At 39.2% G+C, this 26,132-nt stretch carries 28 protein-coding genes and 2 riboswitches; of the genes, 5 read left to right on the plus strand and 23 right to left on the minus strand.

Going from position 1 to position 26,132, the window contains the following annotated elements:
- Nucleotides 1-260 precede the first annotated feature (260 nt).
- Complete coding sequence (gene ychF / locus MOQ65_RS06805; RefSeq protein WP_257847045.1) at nucleotides 261-1,367, plus strand: redox-regulated ATPase YchF; 1,107 nt, start codon at nucleotides 261-263, stop codon at nucleotides 1,365-1,367.
- Nucleotides 1,368-1,445: 78 nt separating this feature from the next.
- Here the strand turns inward: ychF and MOQ65_RS06810 are convergent, their stop codons facing one another.
- The 7 genes from MOQ65_RS06810 to MOQ65_RS06840 form a co-directional block, all read right to left on the minus strand.
- Nucleotides 1,446-1,682 carry a CsbD family protein gene (locus tag MOQ65_RS06810; protein WP_257847046.1) on the minus strand — a complete coding sequence of 79 codons (237 nt, stop codon included), beginning with the start codon at nucleotides 1,680-1,682 and terminating at the stop codon, nucleotides 1,446-1,448.
- Between the two features lie 64 nt (nucleotides 1,683-1,746).
- Complete coding sequence (locus tag MOQ65_RS06815) at nucleotides 1,747-1,986, minus strand: GlsB/YeaQ/YmgE family stress response membrane protein (RefSeq protein ID WP_257847048.1); 240 nt, start codon at nucleotides 1,984-1,986, stop codon at nucleotides 1,747-1,749.
- Nucleotides 1,987-2,139: 153 nt separating this feature from the next.
- Entirely contained in the window at nucleotides 2,140-2,850 is a 711-nt protein-coding gene (locus tag MOQ65_RS06820) for an NAD(P)H-dependent oxidoreductase (RefSeq protein WP_257847049.1), read from the minus strand.
- 128 nt (nucleotides 2,851-2,978) lie between these two features.
- On the minus strand, nucleotides 2,979-3,236 hold the full coding sequence (locus tag MOQ65_RS06825) for a putative Se/S carrier protein (RefSeq protein ID WP_257847050.1): 258 nt from the start codon (nucleotides 3,234-3,236) through the stop codon (nucleotides 2,979-2,981).
- Nucleotides 3,237-3,279: 43 nt separating this feature from the next.
- On the minus strand, nucleotides 3,280-3,879 hold the full coding sequence (yedF, locus tag MOQ65_RS06830; RefSeq protein ID WP_257847052.1) for a sulfurtransferase-like selenium metabolism protein YedF: 600 nt from the start codon (nucleotides 3,877-3,879) through the stop codon (nucleotides 3,280-3,282).
- A 31-nt stretch (nucleotides 3,880-3,910) separates the two neighbouring features.
- Nucleotides 3,911-4,942 carry a selenide, water dikinase SelD gene (selD, locus tag MOQ65_RS06835; protein WP_257847053.1) on the minus strand — a complete coding sequence of 344 codons (1,032 nt, stop codon included), beginning with the start codon at nucleotides 4,940-4,942 and terminating at the stop codon, nucleotides 3,911-3,913.
- Between the two features lie 9 nt (nucleotides 4,943-4,951).
- Nucleotides 4,952-5,155 (minus strand): DUF951 domain-containing protein, encoded by a 204-nt coding sequence (locus tag MOQ65_RS06840; RefSeq protein WP_105094687.1) that lies wholly within the window; start codon nucleotides 5,153-5,155, stop codon nucleotides 4,952-4,954.
- A 617-nt stretch (nucleotides 5,156-5,772) separates the two neighbouring features.
- On the opposite strand from MOQ65_RS06840, the gene rbr reads away from it, so the two are divergent.
- On the plus strand, nucleotides 5,773-6,318 hold the full coding sequence (rbr, locus tag MOQ65_RS06845; protein WP_257847056.1) for a rubrerythrin: 546 nt from the start codon (nucleotides 5,773-5,775) through the stop codon (nucleotides 6,316-6,318).
- A 155-nt stretch (nucleotides 6,319-6,473) separates the two neighbouring features.
- Here the strand turns inward: rbr and thiM are convergent, their stop codons facing one another.
- The 3 genes from thiM to thiW are packed head-to-tail and all read right to left on the minus strand — an operon-like array spanning nucleotide 6,474 to nucleotide 9,317.
- A complete protein-coding gene (gene thiM / locus MOQ65_RS06850; RefSeq protein ID WP_257847058.1) occupies nucleotides 6,474-7,991 on the minus strand; it encodes a hydroxyethylthiazole kinase in 1,518 nt (505 codons plus the stop codon).
- 4 nt (nucleotides 7,992-7,995) lie between these two features.
- On the minus strand, nucleotides 7,996-8,838 hold the full coding sequence (thiD, locus tag MOQ65_RS06855) for a bifunctional hydroxymethylpyrimidine kinase/phosphomethylpyrimidine kinase (protein WP_257847059.1): 843 nt from the start codon (nucleotides 8,836-8,838) through the stop codon (nucleotides 7,996-7,998).
- Nucleotides 8,838-9,317, minus strand: a complete 480-nt coding sequence (thiW, locus tag MOQ65_RS06860) for an energy coupling factor transporter S component ThiW (RefSeq protein WP_257847061.1) — start codon at nucleotides 9,315-9,317, stop codon at nucleotides 8,838-8,840. The genes thiD and thiW overlap by 1 nt, the downstream gene beginning before the upstream one ends.
- 63 nt (nucleotides 9,318-9,380) lie before the next feature.
- Nucleotides 9,381-9,475: riboswitch (TPP riboswitch) on the minus strand.
- 81 nt (nucleotides 9,476-9,556) lie between these two features.
- Nucleotides 9,557-9,662, plus strand: a riboswitch (TPP riboswitch).
- Between the two features lie 54 nt (nucleotides 9,663-9,716).
- Between thiW and cytX the strand changes: the two genes are divergently transcribed.
- A complete protein-coding gene (gene cytX, locus MOQ65_RS06865) occupies nucleotides 9,717-10,910 on the plus strand; it encodes a putative hydroxymethylpyrimidine transporter CytX (protein ID WP_257847063.1) in 1,194 nt (397 codons plus the stop codon).
- A gap of 262 nt (nucleotides 10,911-11,172) precedes the next feature.
- Here the strand turns inward: cytX and MOQ65_RS06870 are convergent, their stop codons facing one another.
- The 3 genes from MOQ65_RS06870 to modA all read right to left on the minus strand — a co-directional run bounded on the left by MOQ65_RS06870 (nucleotide 11,173) and on the right by modA (nucleotide 13,365).
- Nucleotides 11,173-11,802 carry an ATP-binding cassette domain-containing protein gene (locus MOQ65_RS06870; protein WP_257847064.1) on the minus strand — a complete coding sequence of 210 codons (630 nt, stop codon included), beginning with the start codon at nucleotides 11,800-11,802 and terminating at the stop codon, nucleotides 11,173-11,175.
- Between the two features lie 8 nt (nucleotides 11,803-11,810).
- Nucleotides 11,811-12,479 (minus strand): molybdate ABC transporter permease subunit, encoded by a 669-nt coding sequence (gene modB, locus MOQ65_RS06875; RefSeq protein WP_257847065.1) that lies wholly within the window; start codon nucleotides 12,477-12,479, stop codon nucleotides 11,811-11,813.
- Nucleotides 12,480-12,576: 97 nt separating this feature from the next.
- Nucleotides 12,577-13,365, minus strand: coding sequence for a molybdate ABC transporter substrate-binding protein (gene modA, locus MOQ65_RS06880; protein ID WP_257847066.1), 789 nt, complete (start codon nucleotides 13,363-13,365; stop codon nucleotides 12,577-12,579).
- Nucleotides 13,366-13,650: 285 nt separating this feature from the next.
- Here modA and MOQ65_RS06885 point away from each other — a divergent pair, with 285 nt between their 5' ends.
- Nucleotides 13,651-14,640, plus strand: coding sequence for an AEC family transporter (locus tag MOQ65_RS06885; protein ID WP_105085222.1), 990 nt, complete (start codon nucleotides 13,651-13,653; stop codon nucleotides 14,638-14,640).
- A 54-nt stretch (nucleotides 14,641-14,694) separates the two neighbouring features.
- On the opposite strand, the gene MOQ65_RS06890 is transcribed toward MOQ65_RS06885, so the two are convergent.
- The 10 genes from MOQ65_RS06890 to glmS all read right to left on the minus strand — a co-directional run bounded on the left by MOQ65_RS06890 (nucleotide 14,695) and on the right by glmS (nucleotide 24,095).
- A complete protein-coding gene (locus tag MOQ65_RS06890; RefSeq protein ID WP_257847068.1) occupies nucleotides 14,695-15,570 on the minus strand; it encodes a DMT family transporter in 876 nt (291 codons plus the stop codon).
- A gap of 102 nt (nucleotides 15,571-15,672) precedes the next feature.
- A complete protein-coding gene (locus MOQ65_RS06895) occupies nucleotides 15,673-15,963 on the minus strand; it encodes an ArsR/SmtB family transcription factor (RefSeq protein WP_005387769.1) in 291 nt (96 codons plus the stop codon).
- Nucleotides 15,964-16,144: 181 nt separating this feature from the next.
- A complete protein-coding gene (locus MOQ65_RS06900; RefSeq protein ID WP_060923852.1) occupies nucleotides 16,145-16,591 on the minus strand; it encodes a universal stress protein in 447 nt (148 codons plus the stop codon).
- Between the two features lie 169 nt (nucleotides 16,592-16,760).
- On the minus strand, nucleotides 16,761-18,032 hold the full coding sequence (locus MOQ65_RS06905; protein WP_213467644.1) for a hypothetical protein: 1,272 nt from the start codon (nucleotides 18,030-18,032) through the stop codon (nucleotides 16,761-16,763).
- Nucleotides 18,033-18,040: 8 nt separating this feature from the next.
- Nucleotides 18,041-18,799, minus strand: coding sequence for an amino acid ABC transporter ATP-binding protein (locus MOQ65_RS06910; protein WP_060923854.1), 759 nt, complete (start codon nucleotides 18,797-18,799; stop codon nucleotides 18,041-18,043).
- A 113-nt stretch (nucleotides 18,800-18,912) separates the two neighbouring features.
- Nucleotides 18,913-19,569: an amino acid ABC transporter permease gene (locus MOQ65_RS06915; RefSeq protein ID WP_005387763.1), complete on the minus strand. Its 657-nt coding sequence runs from the start codon at nucleotides 19,567-19,569 to the stop codon at nucleotides 18,913-18,915.
- Nucleotides 19,570-19,692: 123 nt separating this feature from the next.
- Nucleotides 19,693-20,505, minus strand: coding sequence for an amino acid ABC transporter substrate-binding protein (locus tag MOQ65_RS06920; RefSeq protein WP_257847072.1), 813 nt, complete (start codon nucleotides 20,503-20,505; stop codon nucleotides 19,693-19,695).
- Between the two features lie 199 nt (nucleotides 20,506-20,704).
- On the minus strand, nucleotides 20,705-21,181 hold the full coding sequence (locus MOQ65_RS06925) for a hypothetical protein (RefSeq protein WP_105085219.1): 477 nt from the start codon (nucleotides 21,179-21,181) through the stop codon (nucleotides 20,705-20,707).
- Between the two features lie 36 nt (nucleotides 21,182-21,217).
- Complete coding sequence (gene trpS, locus MOQ65_RS06930) at nucleotides 21,218-22,204, minus strand: tryptophan--tRNA ligase (protein ID WP_257847073.1); 987 nt, start codon at nucleotides 22,202-22,204, stop codon at nucleotides 21,218-21,220.
- A gap of 58 nt (nucleotides 22,205-22,262) precedes the next feature.
- Nucleotides 22,263-24,095, minus strand: coding sequence for a glutamine--fructose-6-phosphate transaminase (isomerizing) (glmS, locus tag MOQ65_RS06935; RefSeq protein ID WP_257847074.1), 1,833 nt, complete (start codon nucleotides 24,093-24,095; stop codon nucleotides 22,263-22,265).
- A 644-nt stretch (nucleotides 24,096-24,739) separates the two neighbouring features.
- On the opposite strand from glmS, the gene MOQ65_RS06940 reads away from it, so the two are divergent.
- Nucleotides 24,740-26,122, plus strand: coding sequence for a hypothetical protein (locus MOQ65_RS06940; protein ID WP_257847075.1), 1,383 nt, complete (start codon nucleotides 24,740-24,742; stop codon nucleotides 26,120-26,122).
- Nucleotides 26,123-26,132: the final 10 nt, after the last annotated feature.

Here is a 26,132-nt window from a genome sequence, read left to right on the forward strand (position 1 = left end):
TTTGATCTCCATCGTTATCACCGCCAATTCTCGAGATTAATTAGCAAGAACTGACACATCTAGAGGCCTCGACCTCAATATATAATTTGTCGATTTCTATGTAAAGGGGTTTAGTGACACTACTAGTCACCTATGTGACTAATGGTGTCACTTTTTTAGTACAAATTTATAGCGTCTATATGATATAATATTTATTTGATAGAGTTTCTACAGAAACTTTCACAAAGAACGAAATCAATTAGTTAATAAAAGGTGGTACCATGAGCACAAATTTAGAAGTAGGCATCGTAGGCCTTCCAAATGTTGGTAAAAGTACATTATTCAACGCCATTACAAAAGCAGGCGCTGAAGCTGCCAACTATCCATTCTGTACAATCGAACCAAACGTAGGTGTCGTTGATGTTCCAGACAATCGTTTAGCTGTATTGGCTGAAATGTTCGGTTCCAAACGCATCCTCCCTGCTGCTATGCGCTTCGTAGATATTGCAGGCCTCGTAGAAGGCGCATCCAAAGGCGAAGGTTTAGGCAATAAATTCCTTAGTCACATCCGTCAAGTAGACGCCATTGCTCAAGTTATCCGTTGCTTCGAGGACCCTAATATTACTCACGTTGCTGGTTCTATCGATCCAATCCGCGACATCGAAATCATCAATACTGAACTTTGCCTTGCTGACCTTGAGTCCGTAGAAAAACGCAAACAACGTATCGAAAAAATCGCTAAATCTGGCGACAAAGACGCTCGTGCTGAATTGCCATTACTAGAACGCATCATCGAAGGTTTAGGTGAAGCAAAACCAGTGCGTGCGCAAGGTCTTGAAGAAGAAGAATTAGAAATGATTAAAGAGTTGACATTGTTGACAGCAAAACCATCTCTTTATGTAGCTAATATTTCTGAAGATGAAGTATCTGATTACTCTTCCAACGAACATGTAAAACGCGTAGAGGAATATGCAAAAAACGAAGGTGCTGGCATTGTTGTAGTTTCTGCTCGTATCGAGTCTGAAATCGCAGAATTATCTGAAGAGGAATCCGCTGCATTCCTTGAAGACCTTGGTCTTGAAGAATCTGGCTTAACTAAACTTATCAAAGCAAGTTATGCACTCTTAGGTCTTATCAACTACTTTACAGCTGGTGAAATGGAAGCTCGTGCATGGACAATTGTAGACGGCACAAAAGCGCCTCAAGCAGCTGGTAAAATCCACTCCGATATCGAAAAAGGCTTTATTCGTGCTGAAATCGTATCCTTCGATGACTTACAAGCTTGTGGTAGCCAAAATGCAGCTAAAGAAAAAGGCCTCGTACGCCTAGAAGGCAAAGACTACGTTATGAAAGACGGCGACGTAACACACTTCCGCTTCAACGTATAATTAAATTTATAACAATAAAAACCAGTAAATCGGCCGATTTACTGGTTTTTTGTGCTACATAATAGCTTTTATTTACTTTTATTTGTCATCATCGCCTAATGCATTTTTAAGGCCACTAATCGCACCTTCTACAGCATCTTTAGCATCATCTGCAGTTTTTTTGATATCTTCAGCTACAGTATTAGCAACATCTTTTACTTTTGCCACTGTATTTTCAATAGTCCCTTCTGCTTCTAATTGTTTATCACCAGTTAATTTACCAGCATTCTCTTTCAATGCACCTTTAGCTTGGTTCAATTTATCTTCTAATGCCATAATAGTGACTCCTTTCATGTAAATCACGTTTAGCTATATTAAAACTACTTTTAAAAGTTGATTACTATCCCCTTTTTCCGAAGAAAAATGAGACTACAGCAACAACAATTACTGCACCTAATACAGATGGAATTAAGGACATCCCTGCTAAGCTAGGACCCCATGTACCAAATAGGGACTGACCTACGGACGAGCCAATTAAACCAGCAACAACGTTAGCGATAACGCCCATTGCACCGCCTTTGTTAGTGATGGCCCCCGCTAGGAACCCGATAAAACCACCAACTATAATTGACCATAACATACAATCACTCCTTCCTATTTAATCAAAACATTCATAAATCCTATTAAATAATACAGTATTTATAAACATTTTAAAATCCTTGTATATTTATAATATAGCATTCAACTCTAAAGATTAAATGAAGAATTTCGATTTAGTTTTATCTATAACGATTTATTCAACTACTGTTACAATTTCATCCATTGTACGACGCGTTTTATTACGATGTGGTTCTTCGTCTCGGTAGCCGAAGGCTGCCATTACAGCAATGCCAAAGTGTTTAGTATCGAAAAGGCCAAGTTCATCACCTAAGAGTGCTGTCATATCATCTTGATTGAAGCCTTCTAATGGGCAAGAGTCTAAACCTTCATAAGCAGCCATTGTCATCATATTCGCCATAACGATATACGTTTGTTTAGATGCCCAGTCAAAGGCAGCCCGTTCAGATTCAAAAGTTTTATAGTCACTTGTAGTAAATTGAGCATATTTTTCGCGATATGCTGCATCTATTTCTGCTGGTAATTGCTTAACTGTTTCTTGAATGTAACGTACATAAGGGGAGTCAAACTCTAAGTCCACTTTTTTACGTGTTAAAAATACCACAAAATGACTTGCTTCAAGGCCTGCATGAATGCCCCAGCCATGAGCTTTCATTTTTTCTCGAATTTCTGGATTTTGGATAACTAGCAATTCAAAAGGCTCAAAACCAAGGGATGTAGGAGCCAAGCGAGCTGCTGTTAAAATAGCATTCCAATCTTCTTCAGAAATCTTCTTCGTGCTATCAAACTTTTTACATGCATAACGATATGTCATAGCATACTCTAAATCTTTACGATCCAATTTAGGAGCTGTTAATTTTACATTTTCTATTTCATACTTGCTCATATATACCTCCATAATGATAAAAAGTATCATATATCTATAGTACCATAGTTAACCTTTAAATTATATAAGAATCAAAGCTTTAATAAAATAGAAAGAAAAAGCCTAGACCATAAAAGCCTAGACGATGTCTAGGCTTTATATGGTACAGCTAGCTCACCTTTTTCGTACCAAAAGAGGCCAGATGTACTAATCTTATGTTCTATTAAAATAGTCTGAACCTGCTCTACAATACTTGGATCTATTTGTACAGATAAACCACACATATCGTAAAGCTCAGGAGGTGTAGCCATCAATTGATGAGGCACCTCTAATTCTGTTAATACCTTGTCTGCTTTATCGCCAAAATAATAGGACGTAAAGACGACTAGCAATTTTTTGTTTTCCAATGCGCCACACCTGTTTTAAGTTATCTCATAAAGTCACTGACAATTATAGTTTAATAATATTATCGCCTAAGATAGAATCTGTAATAGCATACATATTTGTAATGCTGCCTACACCAAGCTCTTCTTTTACTCCATAGAAATCAAGACAAATTCCACATGCAGCAATTTCAACACCTGCATCAGCTAATTTTTTAATATTTTCTAAATGAACCGAATCATTTGTTACCATCTTCACACTGCTATTAATGAAATAGATCTTAGATGGCTTCACATCTGCTTCGACCATGCATACCCAGAACGTTTTCATTAAGTTACGGCCTAACTCTTCACTACCTTCACCAAGATAGTCCTTTGTCATCAAGATGACACGGTTGCCATAGCTCATTGGTTCACAACTACCATCTGCTACTGGATTTGCATTAGGGGTCATAGTGAGGTAGAAATCTTTACCGTCTTGTCGGATATCCACCCCATACCCGCGGGACTTACCGAATTTTTCTACATTATCGCGACTAACCTCATTATCTACGACAGTAATAATAACAGCACTCGGATTCGCATCACTTACCTTCTTTGTTTCAATTACAGGCTTTGGACACAAGCTACCACGCACATCTACAGTTAATTCCTTTGTATTGTTCATCATACACCTCTATATTATATTCTTCCTAATATCATTCTGTTACACGTACAGCCAACCCTGAGAAGCTTTCAACAGTACCTACTATAGCGGCACAGTCGATACCAGCCTTATGTAATGCCTCTACCAGTTGCTCACCTTCATTAGATGGAACAGAGAACAGCAAACCACCTGAGGTTTGTGGATCAAAGAGAATATCCGTCCATACAGGGTCTAAAGATTCAGCTACTTGTACGTCAGTTATAGCTTTACGGTTACCATAAGACGCAGCTGGTACTAATCCCATTTGAGCCGCTTCGATGACATCATCAAAGAGAGGAATGTCGCAAGCCTTAATGTGTATTGTCACATCAGAGGCACTAGCCATTTCTACAGAGTGCCCCATAAGGCTAAAACCAGTCACATCAGTACAAGCATGCACGGTAAAGTTATGAGCCACCTCTGCACCTACTCTATTTAAAGTACTCATACTAGCGATAGCTTGCTCTGTACCTACAGGGAATAAATCTGCTTTCAGCGCATTGTTCATGATACCTGTTCCAATAGGTTTTGTTAGTACCAATACATCCCCTACTTGGGCCCCTTTGTTTTTCCAAATACAATTGGGATTTACTTGCCCAGTCACAGACATGCCAAAGATAGGTTCTTTATTTTCTATGCTATGACCACCTACGATAGCCGCACCAGATTCGGCTACCATTGAGCCTGCGCCGTTTAATACGTCTGTTAAGATGCCTTGCTCAACAAGAGGTACTGGGAAGCCTACGATGTTCATAGCAGTCAATGGAGTTCCACCCATAGCATACACATCGCTTAATGCATTGGCAGCAGCAATCTTACCAAACAAAACAGGATCATTAACCATAGGTGTAAAAAAGTCTAATGTTTGAACCAATGCCAATGCATCAGAAATTTTATATACACCTGCATCATCAGAACCGGTCATATCGGCTAAGACTTGGTCATTTGTAACAGGTGTCACTGCTTTCAAAACACGATTTAATATATGAGGACCAATCTTACACGCACAGCCCCCACTTGTTACGTAATCAGTGAGTCGTACCATACGCCCTCCTTATTCATTCTCTGGCAATCGAGATACGATTTTCTTGACAGCCTTTTCAAATTTAGGGCGCGGCATCAGCAGTTGATGACCACAGCCGCTACATACGATGAGAAAATCCGTGCCAATACGTTTCACTTCCCACTCGTCACTACCGCAAGGATGTGATTTTTTCATCTTCACCACATCGCCTACGTAATATCTAACAAATGCCATAGCGCCTCCTTTTTCAATGTTCAGTATTTATATACTTATTATACAAAAAATACAAAGTTCTATAAACATATCATAATTCTATAGTTTATATAGTAGTTTTTGTAGTTATTTTATAGGTAGTTATTAGTACATTTAACGAAAAGATTATTAATTACTAATCAATAATGATTTTTCATTTAGTTATCATTCTCAATATCAAAATAACAGTTTTTTACAAATCCCATACTATCCATGCTTTAAAAAACCGCATTCTTACTGCATTGATAATATTTATCATTTAGAAAATTTTCGAAATAAATTTTACAAAAACACTTGCATTTCTCATTTAGTATGTTACAATATAGTCAACAATGATTATTCGTTAAGTATACGGATACACCATTGTATATAAAACTGTTAAGACGGCAAGTGCCGAAAAAACAAAAATCAGTAAGTACTATTTTAAAAGTTAGGCAAGTGTCTATTAAATCCAAGAATAAGTTTTCTTACTAAGGCGAAGTCGCCCACGAAAATTGTAGAATAAGTATTCTATTATTTGAATTCACAACCAAGTGGTTATGAATATAGAAGTTAAGTAACAAATTTGAAAATTATCGTAAGTACAAAGGAGTATTAAAATGGCAGAATTAAAAGGTTCTAACACTGAAAAAAATCTTCAAGCAGCATTCGCTGGCGAATCCCAAGCATTCCAAAAATATACTTTCTACGCAGCAGCAGCTCGTAAAGCTGGCATGAACGAAATCGCTGATTATTTCGAAGAAACAGCTCACAACGAATCCGCTCATGCTAAATTGTGGTTCAAAGCTCTTCATGGTGGCGACGTATCTTCCGATATCGAAGCTAACCTTCGTGATGCAGCAGCTGGTGAAAACTACGAACACACTACAATGTACAAAGATTTCGCTGACGAAGCTGAAAAAGAAGGCTTTGCTAAAATCGCTTACCAAATGCGCGAAGTTGGTAAAATCGAAGCTCGTCATGAAGCTCGTTACCTTGCATTAGCAGCTCAAGTATCTGGTAACAAAGTATTCACTAACGATGAACCAGTTGCTTGGATCTGCGCTAACTGTGGTTACGTACACGTTGGTGAAAAAGCTCCTAAAGTTTGCCCAGTATGTGCTCACCCACAAGCTTTCTTCCACCGTTTCGTGGAATCCATCTAATCTGTAAGTACGACACTAACTAAACTAACAACCTGTAAGTACAGATTTAAATTAAACACACCTGTAAGTACAATATAATCTTACAGTAAGTACTAACAACTTCCTTAACAAAAAGACGATGACTTAGGTCATCGTCTTTTTTTGTGTTCTATTCGCTATTTAGTACTATCCACTAAATGCTTAAACTGTTGTACCGCCTCATAAGGGTTATCTGCATGCGCAATAGCAGATATGATGGCAACACCACAGGCTCCCGCTTCTAGTATAGGCTTCGCATTGTCTAAAGTTATTCCCCCAATACCAACACATGGTAAGGTCAAGCCTTCTGCTTGTAGTTCAGCGACACGCTCCGGTCCACATGGCTCTTGTGCATCAGGTTTACTACTTGTAGCATACATAGGACCTACACCTACACAATCAGCATAGATTATATCAGTCTTATGAAGTTCCTCCACGGAGTGAATGGAGATGCCAACCACCTTATGGCCTACAAGATTACGAACGGATTCTAGGCTCATATCCTCTTGCCCTACGTGAACGCCATCAGCATTAACAGCTACTGCTAAGTCTACATCATCGTTAATAATATAGAGTACATTGTACTTAGCACAGATTTGTTTTAACTGTTGGGCTAACTCTAGTTTCTGTTGCCCCACTAAAGTACCTACGCCCTTTTCTCTAAATTGGAAACAAGTCACACCGCCTCGACAAGCATCCTCTACGATAGAGAGTAATCGATTTTCATTCAATTCCACATCTTGCGTACCACTGATGAAATATACTTCTAATTGATCCGGCACAACTAGAGGACGTATACGATTCTCGGACTTAAGCACCGCATCACCAAGAGAATATAAGGCATCCATAAAGGCTACACTAAAGCTACCAGGTTTTACGCCACTTACCTGCACTGCACTTTCACCGGCTAAACCATAGTAAGCCAATGCATAGGCAAGAAATTCACCGATAGATAGTCTGTTTTTACATGGATAATAAGCACTAAAGAAAGCCGCCAATACAGCTCCTAATAGACAGCCTGTTCCCGTTACAGCTGTCATAATAGGATGACCATGCGGTACGGCAAACACCCGAGTTCCATCAGAAACATAATCCTCTTCGCCAGTAGCTACAACAGGACAGTTGATAAGGCGCGCTAGACGATATGCGATAACAGCACTATCCTCGATTTGTCCTCCATCTACACCTTTACCGGTAGTGGATGTATCTGCCTGATTATTAGGAATTAAAGCATCGTATATAGCTTTAATTTCACTTTGATTACCTCGCACTAATGAGATATCACCAGTCTTAATCAAGTCTAACACCACAGATAAACGATAAGCCCCCGCATGACACCCCACTGGATCTAAAACGATAGGAACCTCATGTTTCTTCGCCAGTGCTATGGCCTCTTTATAGTAACTAACCTTGTCGGGTGTAAGAGTACCAATATTGATGAGTAGCGCCGATGCATGGACGATGAGGTCTTTCAAATCTTCACTACACTCACTCATCACAGGTGATGCGCCAATGGCGAGTAAACCATTGGCTGTAAAGGTCCTCACTACATCATTGGTAATACAAATAACGAGAGGATTTCTTTGGCGTAAAATTTCTAATATATTGAGTTCAGTCTCAATTTGATCATTCATATATGGATTTTTATTGGTCATATCACTATCTCCTCTCGTCATTTTTCAAGAGCTCATCCATCGTTTCAGGTCCATTAAATAAGAGGCCATAAGCCATATGATTAACGGGACCACAGCCATTTCCCAGCCCGGGATTATGTTTAATAGCAAGTGCAATATAGTCCTTGGCAATACCAATGGCATCCATTACGTCACGGCCCTTTGCAAGCTCCGCCGTAATCACTGCAGAGAAGGTACAGCCCGTTCCATGAGTATGTACCGTATCATATTTAGGGCTTGTCCAAGTACGGATGCTACCATCTTTAGTGAAAGCATAATCCGTTGCATCTTCACCGATGTGACCGCCTTTAATGATAACTACTTGAGGTCCTAAGTCCTGTAAGATACGATTCGCCGCCGTTGTTATGTCACTTTCACAATCAATAGACATGTCCGCTAAGACCTCAGCTTCATTGCGGTTTGGTGTAATCACTGTAGCCGTCGGAATGAGTTTGGATTTTAAGAAATTTACTGCCTCATCTGATACGAGTCGGTCACCGCTAGTGGCAATCATAACGGGATCCATTACATAAGGAATTTGTTTACTCACATAAGGATAGATGAGATCCATCATCTCCGGCAAGGCAATCATGCCCGTCTTAACGGCTTGTGGTTCAATGTCAGAATACACATCGTGTAATTGTCGGTCAATACTCTCTAGCGACAGATGTTCTACATGATGAACGCCCGTCGTATTTTGGGCTACCACAGAGGTAACAACAGCCATGCCGTATACGTGACGACTTTGGAAGGATTTCAAATCGGCCATAATACCAGCACCACCGCTAGGATCAGTGCCGGCAATTGTCAATGCAGTATGTAGTTTCATTATGCCTCCTTATGTAATAGATGACGACGAGATAAGATTTGTAATGCTATGAAACCAATGCAGGCACCTGCCACAGAGCTCATGGCGAAGGATGTAATCAAAGTCAACAATGCCAACGGTTTACCTAACAAGAAATGGGCTATTGGATAACTCACGAGAGCACCGATGAGGCCGGTACCAATGATTTCGCCTAGAGCCGCCGCCCATAGAGCGTTATATTTCTTATATAAATACGCAGATAACCAAGCGCCAATCATGCTGCCAGGAAAGGCTAAAGGAGAACCTAGTGCCAATACATTGCGTAAACAAGATGTACTAAATGCGGCACCTACGGAAAATCTAGCCCCCACCACAACGGCTAAGATAACATTAATCATATGTTGAAACGGAAAAATGCGAGCCGGCCCAACAGGAATTGATGTAGTAGATAATACTACACCTAAGGCCACACATATGCTAGCAATAATCAGTTTTTTCATAATACCTCCAAACATATAAAAATGAGACCACTCCAAATGGAATGGTCTCGTAATAGTTTAGTATTATGTTTCACTCCACTTTCCTACGCCAGTATTATCTGGATCAGGTCTAGGGTTTTGAATGGTCAATCTCAGCAAAAGCACCCCTAGTGGCAATATATTTTTATACTCTAGTTATAACATTATTATACAATCTATGCAACAAAAGAATTGACGATTCTCTTATAGGCGCATATAATGAAGCCATAACGGGGTGCTCACAAGAGTGGGCTGAGAGTAAGCTATCGCTTTAACCCATAACCTGATTTGGATAATGCCAACGTAGGGAACATAGAGGATTAATAGCCGAGTTCCTTTTTGGACTCGGCTTTTTCTATGACTTCCTGGCAAGGAGGACGTATGAAAAATACATACATTACACAACCACAGTTCGCCATGATATGGTTTGGTGCCGCTCTATCTATAGCGGAAATTATGACAGGAACCTATCTGGCCCCCTTAGGGCTCACCCAAGGTCTATATGCCATCATACTGGGGCATATCATAGGCGGTATATTGCTCTTTGGAGCAGGTCTCATCGGTGGACGTTTACGGCAAGGCAGTATGAATACTACCGCCTTCAGCTTTGGCCCACTAGGGGCTAAAGGCTTTGCCGTTTTAAATATGCTTCAACTTATCGGCTGGACTAGCATCATGATCTACGATGCCATGCTAGCCTTACAAGAGCTAGCACCTCTATCCCCTATGATTTGGACGATAGCTATTGGCGCGCTTGTCATCCTGTGGCTTTTCATCGGCCTCCACAATACGGGCTATATTCAAGCCATCGTATCTATTCTATTACTAGGGCTCACCCTCTACATGGGCGCTCACATGATATCGCAGTGGCCTAGTGAGGCTAGCCTTCTAACTAGCGGAAATATGAGTTTCATCGCTGCCCTAGAATTATCTATTGCTATGCCACTATCTTGGCTACCTCTCATCAGTGATTATACCCGTGAAAGTAAAAAACCTTTCTCCGCATCACTTACAAGTGCTACAGTCTACACTGTAACAAGTATTGTTATGTACACCTTAGGTCTTAGCGCCGCAATCTTTGGCGGTGGCGACTCCATCATTACGATCATGATGAATGCAGGCCTCGGTCTTGCGGGCCTCATCGTTATCATCTTCTCTACCGTTACTACAACCTTTATGGACGCTTACTCTGCAGGCGTATCTAGTACGACTATCTATAACGGTGCCTCTAGTAAAGGCATCGCCGTCATCGTTACGCTCGTGGGCACTATTGCAGCTATGCTCTATCCAATGGATGATATTACAGACTTCCTATACCTCATCGGCTCTGTATTCGCTCCGATGATTGCCATCTTATTGGCGGACTACTTTATCAATCGCCAACAAGTACAAACATTATCCGCTTATCTCCTACGAGGTCTTATTTGGGCCGTATCCGTTGGTTTATACCACTATATGTTACATAGTGAAAGCACAATAGGTGCTACACTACCATCTTTTGCTATGGCATTTATCGTTACAGCTATTGTGGGATTTATAAGTAAAACAGCGCACATATCAACAGAAATTAAGTAGCATTAGCAAGTAACATCTATTATAAACGTACAAATTCAATACTAAAGATTAAAGATAATAGTAAGTACACTGCTATCATTGCTATCAACTATCTAAAAAGAAAACACCTTCACAATCCACTAGTTACTGAACTATACATCTCAAAATTGTGTCCAATTTTTGGCATGTAGTTCATAGGATTATGAAGGTGTTTTATGTATCTCTATTTAATTTTAAAGTATTTTATCACTGTATCAAAACCATACGATTTAAATGTTTATCATCATTCAGCAATCGTAATAAGCCCGTTTACACAGGTCCAGTGTCTATCTCCTACGCTTTCTGCTTCGCTTTCATCATGGGTAACCCATACGCAAGGTACATTCCATTCACGGATGATAGAAACAAGATCCTCTCGAACCTGTTTACGCAAATTCCAATCTAATGCAGATAAAGGCTCATCAAGAAGCAACACAGTCGGTTTAGAGTAGAGAGCACGGCCTAATGCAACCCGTTGTTGCTCACCACCAGATAAGCTACCCGCCTTAGTTTTGCGGTATTTCTCTAAACCTAAACGTTGTAACAACGTATTACACATGTCAGGTGTGCCTCGTTTGCTATAGGTAATATTACGTTCTACCGATAGATGAGGAAACACAATATTACCTTGTGGCATATAGCCTACTTGGCGTTCTTGAGCAGGCACCCAAAGTTTTTTATCTCGATCAACCCACGTCGTTTCATCACATTGAATACTGCCAGTTGTGGGTTTCACGAGGCCAGCGATGCATTTGATAAAGGTACTTTTACCACTACCAGATTGACCAGTCAATACAGTAATCCCAGAAGTCAGTGTGCCCTCGGCTTTCACAGTCACAGAAGGTCTAGCTACAGTAAAGGAAAATGTAATCATAGAACCTCCTAATTATTATCTGTATGGCGGAACAAAGAACCTTTTGTAATAAGGTGAATCCCGCTCAATAATGCCAATGTAAGAACACAAATATAAATAACTAGCTCAAAGGCATCCATGTACTGCCCTGCCTCTACATAGGAGTAGATAGCTAACGGCATAGTACGTGTTACCCTTGGAATATTACCAGCAATCAAGATGGTAGCACCAAACTCGCCCATAGCACGGCAGAACGCTAAAATACTACCTGTTAAAATACCTTTCCATGCGAGCGGTACAGATATGGTGAAGAAGATACGTAACTCTGAAGCACCTAAGGTGCGCGCTACATCCTCCATATTATGATCTACGGACTGCAATGCTGAACGTACAGTTTGATAAAACAGTGGAAATGCAATAACAGAAGAGGCTATGACAGCACCAGAAGCGGCAAAGACGACGCTCATGCTATGAGCTTCAAGCCAAGCCCCAAAGGCATAGCCCGGTGTAAATACCATAAGCAGCGCAAAACCAACGACTACAGGAGGTAATACTAGAGGTAATGTAATAAGGGCATCAAGAATAGCAATGCCGCCCCATTTACAGCGATTCATCCAGTAGCAAACGGCTAGGCCACTTAGGATAACAATAACGAGGGCAATGCTCGCCACCCACAGCGATAGCCAGAATGGACTCATGCCACTCCCCCTTTCTATATACAACAAGTTTAGGCTATGTACAATATCTATATTGTATCATAAGAAAACGCTAGCCATGAGAGCTAGCGTTTTACTCTTATTTAGAAGTGGAGAAACCGTACTTCTCTAATACTTTTTGGCCTTCTGGGCTCATTACGTATTGGTAGAAATCTTTCGCCAATGCGTTGTCATATTTTTTGATGATACCGATTGGATAAATAACTGGATCATGAGAGTCTGCAGGTGTTACTGCGGAAATTTGAACGGCATCACCTGCCGCAATAGCATCAGTTTTATAGATGAAGCCCGCATCACCAGCACCTTGGCTAATAGATGCTGTTACAGCTTTTACGTCTTTAGCATATACTACATTTGGCTCTACTTGTTCCCAAACACCTAATTTTGTTAATACTTGTTTACCATAATTACCAGCTGGCACTGTTTCAGGATTACCCAATACGATGCGTTTCACAGTAGCAATTTGACTTAACTCAACTTTAGGTTGACCTTTTGGAACTACAAGAACTAATTCATTAGTTACGAAAGGTTTAACATCACTTACAAGGTCTTTCTCTTGTAACATTTTCATATTTTTTTCGTCAGCAGAGATGAATAAGCTAGCTGGTGCACCTTGTTCAATTTGTTGACGCAATGTGCCAGAGCCAGCAAAGTTAATAACAATTTGATCGTCTGCTAAATTATGGCTTTTTTTGTAAGCATCAGCCAGTTCTGTAAGAGCCCCTTTAAGACTAGCAGCTGCTTGTACAGTAATCTTTTCGGATGTACTCGGTTTAGCAGATTCAGCTGGTTTGCTTGCATCGTTACCACAGCCTACTAGAAAAGCAAGCATAAAAATGCTCATTAATACTAATAGAATTCGTTTCATAATTCCTCCTGTGCATCCCTTTGGACTCCACACTGTGAAAGCTATGGTTACTCACCGTAGAGACACCATCAAATAACAAACTAAAATATACGATATATTCACATTATACTATAAGTTTGTTCATTAAGATGTATGTAATAACTCACATTTTGTATATATATTTCTGATAGAAACCATAAGAAATCATAATGGATAAAACTTTTAAGCCCCAAATAATACATACTATGGTATCATAATATTATGATTAACTATGCTATATATTAATGAGAAACTCTAGGTGAGACGATGAATATATTCGAATTAATAGGCCATATATTTATGAACTCTATGGTTCCTATCTTCATGCTTATAGGCGTAGGCTTTATATTAGATAGAAAATTCAAACTAGATCTATATACGCTGAGTAAACTAAACTTCTACATATTATTACCAACCTTTGTATTTAGGGCCATGTATGAAGCTAAATTTACATCCGGTACGTTAGAAATTGTATTTTGTGCACTAGTTGTACTCATACTGAACTCTATACTTTCAGGTGTAGTCGGTAAAATACAAGGCTATGATGTAGCAAAAATCGCCACATTAAAGAACTGCGTTATGTTCAACAATGTAGGCAATATGGGCATCGCCCTTGCTATCTTTGTTTTTACCAATGTGCCCTACGTCATCGATGGCGCAACCCCCTATGCTGATTTAGGTCTTGTCAGCGTTGTATCCATTATGATTATACAGACCATTACGAGTAACACCTATGGTTTCTATCAAGCTGGTGCTGGCCGATTGAGTACAAAAGATGCCTTAAACGTAGTGTTCCACATGCCTATGGTATACGCCATTCCTCTCGCTTTGATTTGTCAGCTCTTACCATTTGATTTACACGGCCTCTTCTTCTTTGCACCTCTTAAGATTTTTGCTAATGCCTTCGTTGGTGTTGCGATGATTGCCTTAGGGGTACAAATTAATAGAACACCATTAAACTTCTTTAAAGCCGATGTTATGCTCGCTACATCCTTACGACTCATCGTAAGTCCTCTTATCGCAGCAGTTATCACTATACTCTTTATTATGTTCTACGGCCCAATGCATCCAATAGCAGCACAGACTATAGTCATTACCTACAGTGTCCCAACAGCTATTAATATGGCACTCATTGCTATTGAAATGAAGAATAATCCTGAATATGCTACGCAAATCGTTATGGGCACCACAATTTTATCGGCAGTAACTATGCCGCTATTTATTACAATCGCCTATTATCTTTTCCCATTATATTAAAAATATAAAAATTATAAAAAAATCACTCATAGTCATCAACTATGAGTGATTTTTTTACGCCTTAGCATTTAGTCTCGTCAAACAAGTCACACAAAGTGTAACTATTATAGCACCTATAATTTCATTTAAGCCTAAGTGATGATTAAGAATAACTACATCTAAACCCAAAGTAACTATTGGGCCCATTGCACTAATAACTGCTGCAAGAGATGCACTAATTTTCTTTAGCCCAAAGGACATTAAGTATGATGGAACTATAGAGCAGAAAATAGCCAAGAAAATTAAATAAATTATAGTATGAGGTTGGAGTGCTACAATCTCTAAAAAGCCACTACTATTTAGTATAAAGCCAAAAAGTAAAAATACTGTAGTTATACACATATATGTACTAGTAAATATAGTAGGACTAATACTTAAAACGACCCGCTTACTATAAATTATGAATAAAGCCCAAAATATAGCAGAGACTAAAACTAATAACACGCCTATTAAAGTATTAGTAAAATGACTGTCAACAGTGGGATTAAACATAATCCCTAATCCTAAAACAGTAAGAATAATTAACACAATCTTTGAAATCGTAATTCTGGATAAATCTGATGATAGTAAAAATACATAGATAGGAAATGTAAATAAAACGGCACGTTCTAAAGAAGCAGAAATATATAATAAACCTATAAAGTCTGCCATAGACGAAATTAAATAAAGAACTGCTCCAACAAAAGAATAATAAAAAACTTGTTTTTTATTCACACTCTGCCAATTAAAATGAATCATTGGTAGGATAAAAAAAGGTAATGATAAAAGCGCTCTATATGCCAGAACACTCAAAGGACTTAATGAATCTAGATAAATTAACTTTGCCCAAATTGATTTGGTTGATAAAAATACCGTGGCAATAAATACCGCAAATATACCTATATTTTTCATCAACAGGTTCACTATATATACATCTCCACTCTCATATCTAACATAACTAAAAACACCTTTCATTCATAATATGATGAAAGGTGTTCATTGTAATAAAATGTATTATTGATGAGATACGTGTTCCATACCCATTCTTACGAGACCTTCTACATGATCATCGTTTAAAGAGTAGTATGCAGTTTTACCTTCCTTGCGATAGGTTACAAGGCGTGCTTGACGTAATACCCGTAGTTGGTGTGAAATAGCAGATTGACCCATTCCCATTGTTTCTGCAATATGATTAACACACATTTCATTTTCTAATAATAATTCTACTATTTTAAGGCGTGTCGGATCTCCCAAGATTTTAAACAGTTCTGCTAGCTTTAGCAATGCTTCTTGTTTGTCGCTCATATAATCCCCCATATCTTAAAGCACTATTCTTGTTTATGTATCATTCTTATATTACTTATGTTCTTACTCATTTGTAACCCCGTGGGGCATACATATAAATATTATATCATTTTTATTATATTAAAAAAGAGACTTTGTTTAAACAAAGTCTCTTTTATATCATATCTATACAGGATATGAATTATTTAATGATTAATACAGGGCAAGTGGAGTGACTAGTTACATAGCTACTTACGCTACCCATGAACAAGCCTTTCAATGGACCAAGGCCACGGCTACCCATTACGATAAGATCAGCATTGTATTTTTTAGCTACTGCCAACAATGCAGGACCAGGGGAGCCAACTTCGAATACGCTTTTAACTTTTACACCTGTAGGAATTTCTTTCACTACATCGTTAAGAATTTCTTTACCAGTTTCTTCCATATCTTCTGCAATTTGTTCAGATACGTAGCCACCGGAAATTGGTGTTTGATCGAAATTGGAAATAGCAGACACAATATTTGCAACGTGAACAATAATCAATTCAGCATGGTTGCGGTCCGCTACAGCGAGAGCATGTTCCAACGCACGTTTAGCATTTTCAGAACCATCAGTAGGTACGACAATAGTTTTGTAGGTAACCATAATAACCCCTCCTATTTCTAATCCCTCAAAGGGGATATGATCAAAGATCGTTTAGCCTATATTATTATATTCTAGACCATCAAGGAAAACTCCTCTTTTTCTAGAGGATTTCTTTTATTATAGCACAAATTATACAGAATTATACAAATAAAAGAATATTATGTGTATATTATAACACTTGCGAAGATTGGTTCGTATTCAATGTAGTAGTCAACTTGAATCCATCGAGCACATCGATAAGCTCTGGTGTGCTAAGGCTTGTGCCTGCTGGGCCAATCATACGAGCCACAGCTACATTGCCTTCATTACCTAAGATAATAGTAGCTGCGAAGGATACCGGTGCCGCTGCGGATGTATCAGCTGTATTAGGATTCTTCATATGACCTGCCAAGTAGAACATAACATTACCATCGATGATATGCGTTTCGTATCGAGTGATGGTTGCCTTATTCACCTCAACCAATTGTTTAAGATAGTAATCACCTAGCATTTGTTTGCCCATCATCGTAGGCATGCCTGTGCTAACTGCTTGTACTGGAATTGTAAAAGATTCAATATCAAGGCGTATATTATGCTTAGTGAAAGCAATTTTCCCCTTTTCATTAAGACGGGTAAATCCTTTTGGATAATTAAATTTGATGCCTTCATCTACGCTAATGTCACTAGTGCCAGAGATAAATTGTTTAACACCTTTAATCGTACTAGAACCAGTTTTATTTAATAATTCAAAGGACGGAATCGTATGTTCCATCAAACCTTGTTCCATAAACTCCCCTTGAATAGGAGCATAAGTACTCGCTAAATTATAGCGATGTGTTGGGTCCTTATCCATGATGAATTCCGCTTCAAATACGGATTGAACAGGCTCTGTAGAGGTCATTTCAGCATATGATTTTGGTGTCGTCTTATCCCAACGCGCTGATATAGCACCTTTTTTGTTAAAGAAGCCACCAACGATATCATTATTTTCAAAGGCATTACTATGTTGACGCCAAATACTCAAATATTCTTCATCAGACATACCCTTGATTGGCACACCATACCAAGTCGTATTCCATTCTTTTTGAGATACACCGTCTTGTGGTGTATTATTGCGCTTTGTGAAAGACACTGTATAGGAATCATCTTGTGTAGGACCGGCTAAGTTGAAAGAATAGCCTTGAATATGCTCACTTTCACTGCGCACATCCATATCCAGTTTAACACCATCTGCTACACGCCAAGGAAGCGTAAAGGTATAGCCATTTTTATAATCCTTAACCACTGTATTCATCGTAGTAGCATAGGACTTATATTGTTCTGGCAAGATAGATGCAGAGTCTTTTTGTGAGTCTACAATAGCTATTGGTGTGCTAGGTGTCCCCTGCAAACCTTCCGCCATAATAGAGGTCGTGCCCATAGCCATTACAGCTAATGTGGCGGCAATAAAACGTAACTTCATAAGACCTCCTATAACATATTCTCCAAGAACGCTTTCGTTCTATCGTTCTGTGGATTATTGAAAATTTGCTCTGGTGTGCCTTCCTCTTGGATGACACCGTCGGCCATGAAGATGACACGGTCAGATACTTCACGAGCAAAGTTCATTTCATGAGTTACGATAATCATCGTCATGTGATCATCGGCCAATTGTTTAATAGTCTTTAGAACCTCACCTGTTAACTCTGGGTCAAGAGCAGATGTTGGTTCATCAAAGAGCATAATTTCTGGATTCATCGCCAATGCACGAGCGATGGCCACACGTTGTTGTTGGCCCCCAGATAAACGGGATGGATACATATCGCGTTTTTCCCATAGGCCAACTTTATTAAGTAATCGCTCTGCAATCGGTAAAATCTCATCATCTTTCATGCCTTTTACCATACGCGGTGCGATCATAATATTATCGAGCACTGTCATATGAGGGAATAAATTGAAAGATTGGAACACCATGCCCATGCGTAATAGCAAGTCATGTTGTGTTTCTTGGCTTGCATAGTTTACAGTGCCATTAGCATCAGTGCTAGCAAGAACAGTGCCATCTACAGTAATTGAACCACCGTCGATAGTCTCTAATTGACCTAAACAGCGCAAGAATGTAGATTTACCAGACCCAGAAGGACCGATAATAGAAACGATTTCCCCTCTATTCATTTTGAGCGATACATCGCGCAATACAGTTTGATTGTTAAAGCGTTTTTCAATACGCTCCATATTTACAAATGTCATAAGTACCTCTTAAATCATCGCATCCTTTTATCTAAACATACTAATCATTAAGTATCAGTCCGCTATATGAACAATAATTGGATGTAAAATACGACAAGCAACTACAGAATAGATTAATCTTCGTATACAGCAAATCTTCTTTCTAAGTAGTTGAAGATATTTGTCAAAATAAAGGTAAAGATCAAGTAGAACAAAGCTGCCACCAAGAAGGCAGAGATGTCAAAGTCACGTTGAACGATAGATTTTGTAATACGCAAGATATCGTTCATAGCCAATACGTATACGAGAGAAGTATCTTTCAACAAGTTAATTGTCTCATTCGCAAGCGGAGGCAATACGCGTTTAAACATTTGTGGCAAGATGATCTTACGCATCGTTTGGGCATAAGTAAAACCAAGAACCTTCGCCCCTTCGTACTGACCACGAGAGATGGATTGAATACCACCGCGGAAAATTTCACATAAATACGCTGCGTAGTTTAATACGAATGTAAGCACCGCTGCTGTAGCATCATCCATTTGGACAGCACCATCTGTAATGATAGGTAATGCATAATAGACGAATAAAATTTGAAGCATTAGTGGTGTGCCGCGCATCAAATATACGAAAGCTTCAACGATTTTGTCGAGCACTGTAAATTTAGATAAACGTACCAAAGCAAGTAGAATACCACCAGGAATGGATAGGATCCATACAATACAGAATAGCGATACGGTTACCTTTAAACCATCAGCAATGGTTGGGATAATCTGCAATAAATAATCTAACATGGAATACTCCTTCAAAACACGACTAGAGAAGAGGCTTCTGGCCTCTTCTCTAGTGTACATTTCGTTCTTTAATTATCTGTTGTACAAACTGACCATAGTACTATTAGTATATCACGAATTGTACTATTTAGCATCGCTCTTATCTAGGTCTGCGCTAGAGCCCAACCATTTTTCAACAATTTTATCAGCAGTACCATCTTTTTTCATTTCAGCTAAGATACCATTGATTTTATCACGTAATGCAGTGTCATCTTTACGGAAGCCAACAGCGAAGTTATCAACACCGTAATCAGTACCTTCTACGATTTTGTATTTACCAGGTTCTTTTGTCATGAGGTAACGAGCGATAACACCATCTGCGATAACTGCATCAACACGTCCAATACCAAGATCCATGAAAGCACTTACGAAATCAGCATAAGATTTAATTTCTTTCACAGTTTTACCGCTTGGATCGTTTTGCAATGCAGATTCACCAGTACTTGCTTGTTGAACACCTACTACTTTGCCTCCAAGATCTGCTTTAGATTTAATGGATTCATCTTCATTACGAACAACGATGTATTGTTTATCCTTCATATATGTGTTGGAGAACAAGATATTCTTCTCACGTTCAGGAGAAACTGTTAAGCCATTCCATAAAGCGTCGATTTTTTTAGATTTCAACTCAGCTTCTTTACTAGACCAGTCGATAGCTTTGAATTCCACATCCATGCCAGCGCGTTTAGCTGCTTCTTTAGCCATATCGATATCAAGACCTACGATTTCGCCTTTATCATCTTTAAAGCCCATTGGAGGGAAGCTATCATCTAAGCCGATAACGATTTTTTTAGGTAATTCTTTATTAGCAGTTTTAGTATCACTACCACAACCCGTTACAAATACCATCATAGATACTGCTGCAAGGCCAACGGCCATCATTTTTTTCCAATTCATAACTATCCTCCACGGTGTATTACACCTTTAACTACTTGCTAATATATGCTGTACAGAACTCATGTCTGTACCCGATGATTGTATTATACTTTAGTTCATTAAAGTTGTAAATAGCTAATTTGATGAATTTTAGAATTTTTTAGCTCTCTCATGATTCATACAGGATTATAGTACTAAATCCTTTGTATATACACATACATTATGTATCTGAATGCTTATGAATCGCTTCAATCATGGCCATTTTGTCTTTATACCCTACCTGTGCGAGATCTAATGGTATTACATAAATCCCACCATGACCATTCATGGCCTGCAACTCACGCCAACCTTCAGTAAATCCAATTATATGCTCATAATCGACAAAGACAAAATATTCATCGCCATGAAAGAGGCTGTGAAAGTATTCTTTCACAGAAAAAGGCCTTCGCTTTAACACGAGGCCCTTTTCACAGATAAATGCTTGACTTTCACCTAATCTATGAAGGGTCCACAATATTACGAGTAACAACAGGTAATACCATATACGCTCAGCCCAATCGGAGGGCATATATTTTACAATTAAGGCGCAAACCAATAGACCGATGATACGACCGGCCCACTGAATTCCACGATGTATTTCTAAGCTCTGTTGTACGGTACCTGATGAAAAGCGTTCCATCGCCTCTTGTTTCGTCATGGCTTACCTCACAAATTGAAAGTCTACTATATGATTTTATTTACGGCACAAGCCCATAGCTTGCTCTACTTTACGATACATTTGACTTGCTTTAGCATGAGCTTTAGCAGCACCTTCATCGAGAATAACATCGAGTTCAGGGCTTGTAATCAACTCATTGTAACGTTGTTGGATTGGCTCAAGAGTTGCCACCAATAGGTCTGCAATATCGGATTTGAAAACGCCATAACCTTTACCAGCATACATTTCTTCGATAGCTTCATAGCTGTCTTTTGTGATAGCACGGTAAATGCCCATTAAGTTAGAAATGCCAGGTTTGTTTTCTTTATCATAACGCACCGCGTTATCAGAGTCAGTTTGAGCGCGTTTCAATTTTTTCACGATCAAGTCTGGTGCATCCAAAAGACGAATTGTAGCATTTTGGTTATCATCAGATTTACTCATTTTCTTAGTTGGCTCTTGTAAGCTCATAACGCGAGCACCACCTTCACCTACCTTGATTTCAGGTACTACGAAAGTTTCACCAAATCTACGGTTAAAACGCTCTGCCAAATTACGAGTCAATTCAAGATGTTGTTTTTGGTCCTCACCTACTGGAACATAGTTAGTACCATATAACAAAATATCTGCCGCCATCAATGGTGGATACGTAAGCAACGCTGTAGGAATAGAGTCACCTTGCTTTTGAGACTTATCTTTGTACTGTGTCATACGCTCTAATTCGCCAACATAGCTGATAGATTGCATAACCCAACCGAGTTTAACATGCTCAGGCACTTCGGATTGCACAAATAATGTTACCTTTTTAGGATCGAGGCCAACAGCGAGGTATAACGCAGCCAAATTACGAGTATTTTGGAATAACTCTTTTGGATCTTGCGGTACAGTGATTGCATGTTGGTTAACGATGCAATAATAACATTCATCAGTATCTTGATACTCTAAGAAATTACGTAAAGCCCCCAAATAGTTGCCAAGTGTTAATTCCCCACTTGGTTGGATGCCGGAAAATATAACTGCCATAATAGTCTCCCTATATTGAAATAAACCAACAGTGCCGAAGCACTGTTGGTTATATATATTATTCTACGGTTACAGATTTAGCCAAGTTACGTGGTTTATCTACATCTGCGCCGCGTGTAATCGCTGCGTAGTACGCCAATAATTGCAATGGTACAACCGCAAGGATTGGAGCGATGAATTTATTTGCACGAGGCACATAGATTGTATGGTCTACGTGTTTAGATAATTCTTCGTCACCTTTCATGCCAATACCGATTACAACAGCTTCACGAGCTTTTACTTCACGGATGTTGCTGATCATCTTATCATACACATCTTCTTGTGTAGCCAATGCGATAACAGGTACGCCTTCTTCAATAAGAGCCAATGTACCATGTTTCAACTCGCCACCAGCATATGCTTCAGCATGGATGTAAGAAATTTCTTTCAATTTCAAAGCACCTTCCATCGCTACTGCGTAGTCGATAGCACGACCTAAGAAGAACGCATCAGATTTGAAGCCGTAATGTTTTGCAAAGGCTTTCATATCTTCGTCTACTTCAAAGATTTCATGAATCAATGTAGGCAAGCTTTTAACACCGCAAAGGATTTCTCCGCCTAAAGCCGGATCCATTTTATCATTTAATTGGCCAAGGTATACAGCGAACAACAAGCCTGCTACTAATTGAGTAGTATACGCTTTTGTAGACGCTACAGAGATTTCAGGACCTGCCCATGTGTACACAGTGTTATCTGCTTCACGGGAAATACTGGAACCTACTACGTTTGTAATTGCCAAGGATTTAGCGCCATGACGTTTAGCCTCTTTCAAAGCAGCCAATGTATCGGATGTTTCACCGGATTGACTGATAACGATACATAATGTTTTATCATCAGTCAATGGATTGCTATAACGGTACTCAGATGCAATTTCCACACTTACAGGAATGCGCGCCAAGTTTTCAATATATTGTTTTGTTACAAGACCTGCATGGTATGCTGTACCACATGCAACGATGAGGATTTTATTGAAAGCTGCTACATCGTCAGCAGTCCAATTCAACTCATCAAAGATTGCTGTTTTACCATCTTCGGAGATATGTGTACCGAATGTATCACGTACAGCTTTAGGTTGGTCATGAATTTCTTTCAACATGAAATGTTCATAACCGCCTTTTTCTGCTGCTTCTGCATTCCAGTTAACGTGGAATACTTCTTTATCAACTGGATTACCTTCACGGTCAAATACAGATACAGTATCGCGAGTAACGATAGCCATTTCACCATCGCTCAAGATGTATGTATCACGTGTGTAGTTAATGATCGCTGGAATATCGGAGGCTACAAAGTTTTCACCTTTACCAAGACCGATAACCAATGGATTTTCTTTTTTAGTACAAATGATTTTGTCTGGCTCATCAGCACAGATGATTTCAAGAGCATACGCACCGTCAACACGAGCAAGCATGCGGCGTACAGTACCTACGAAATCGCCATCGTACATATCCTCTAATAAATGAGCTACTACTTCTGTATCAGTTTCAGATTTGAAATGGTACCCTTTTTCGATGAGCTCTTCTTTTAAAGGCATGTAGTTTTCAATAATACCGTTGTGAACAACAGCAAATTTACCATCTTCAGATGCATGAGGATGGGCGTTCATATCGGATGGACGACCATGAGTAGCCCAACGAGTATGACCAATACCTACAGTTCCTTCATTAGGATCTGCTTTTACAATAGCCTCAAGATTAGCTAGACGGCCAACCTTTTTTTGAATTTTGATTATATTTTCAGCACCAATAATAGCGATGCCTGCAGAGTCATAACCACGGTATTCTAATTTCGCCATACCGTCCAATAAGAAATCAGATGCTTGATTAAAGCCAATGTATCCTACGATACCGCACATAAGTATATCCTCCTATACTGGGGGCATTCTAGCCCCAGCCAAAAACTAAGGCTAACAAATTACTATTCTAACTTAACAATCTAAGTTAATGTTCAAATTATGTATCAAATAGTATTTGAATACAATTCATTCAGATACACTTTGTCCCCATCGTTACCGATGGGATTTTTAATATCTGTTACGACATGAATATGCCGGAAGAGCATCCGCTGATTATTCGATCACTCTTCACCTCGTCTACCCTAACGACTGCCTTCGCGGGTACTTGCGCTATTCGCTCTTACGAATTGTGAAACTCCTTTCTATAAGATACGGCAGATCTTAACGGTATACATCATATACCAATCTATATTATACGTGATAAGTAATGATGAAAGCAAGGCATCCTTATCGACATATATAAATATGCTACCGTAGTATCCTATGGATATCATGAACTATTAAATTCTAGAAATCTATGAATTCTATGACCTATATAACCTTACGTAATATTCATATATATCTATAGATTACATATTTAGTATTCGTTTATAAACCCAATGTATCATTCATACTATTTTCACAGATAATTACTATACTTCTTACAATCTTAATTTTACACAATTCGATTTTATCGCGCAATAAATATTTGGAGGTTATTATATATGACACATTCACGTAATTATAAAACTTTAAGACGTTTCATCGTTCCCGCTTTAGCGGGTGGCGCCCTCGCAGCACTCGCATTCGCCCCTACCTTTGGTGCAGAACCAATACAAGCTAATGTTCCAACACAAAGCATATCTGCCCCTAAGGCTGATGTGCCTAACGCTAATACACCTAAAAACGATGTACCTAGACCAGATGATGTAAAGACAGGAGAAATTAATGAACCAACGCCTCATAAGGAAGGCGATCCTAGTACTTTCAAAGGCACATCTGTGATTAGTGAAAGTCAAACATTAGAACACCAACGGTTCGACAATACTACAAGCGACCAAAATGCTTTCATCGGAAAAAACAAAGCTACTATTATCATCGATAGTAGCGTATTTGATAAACAAGGCAATACCACAAATGATGATAACAGTAACTTTCGCGGACAAAACGCAGTAGTGCTCGGCATCGAAGGCAGTCAAACGAGCATTAAAAATAGTAATATTACATCTAATAGCATTGGATCTAATGCGGTATTTGCCACTGGCGAAGGATCTGTTATCAACGTAGAGAACACTAATATTCACACAAAAGGTGATTCCTCTCGCGGCTTAGATGCAACATACAAAGGCACTGTAAACGGTAAAAATTTAACCATCACCACTGAAGGAGCTCACTCTGCTACGCTCGCTACAGACCGTGGCGAAGGTACCATTACTGCAGAGGCAGCTAAGCTTACAACCTCTGGTGCGGGTAGCCCTGTCATCTACTCCACTGGTAATATTACAGCAAACAGTATCAACGGCGTAGCTAACAAGAGTGAAATAGGCGTCGTAGAAGGTAAAAACTCCATTACCCTTACGAACTCTAATGTTACAGGCTACCATGACAATGGTTTCATGCTTTACCAAAGTTTCTCCGGTGATGCCGAAAGCGGTATTGCTCGTTTAAAAGCAGAAAATAACACACTCACAACTCATGGTACAGGCGCGTTCATCTATGTAAACAACACCACTGCCGAAGCAGACCTTACAGGCAACACAATCTTAATGCCAAATACTACCACACTCGTGAAAGCTGCAGCAGACTCCCGTTGGGGTAAAGATGGTGAAAACGGTGGACACATCACACTCCGCGCATCCAACCAAGAACTTAGCGGTAACATCGTGGCTGACTCCATCAGCACCATCGCGATAGACATGGCAAATGGATCTAGCCTTGTTGGCGCTATCAACACAGACAATACAGCTAAAGAAATCACAGTAAAACTCAGCAAAGACTCTAGCTGGACACTTACTGGCGATAGCTATGTAAAATCCTTAACTAACGAAGACACAACAAACAGTAACATTCACTTGAATGGATACAAACTCGTTGTGGCTGATAAATAATAACAAAAGC

Origin of the sequence: Veillonella faecalis, from assembly GCF_024677885.1 — a bacterium.
In the GTDB taxonomy this organism is placed as follows: Bacteria; Bacillota; Negativicutes; order Veillonellales; family Veillonellaceae; genus Veillonella; species Veillonella nakazawae.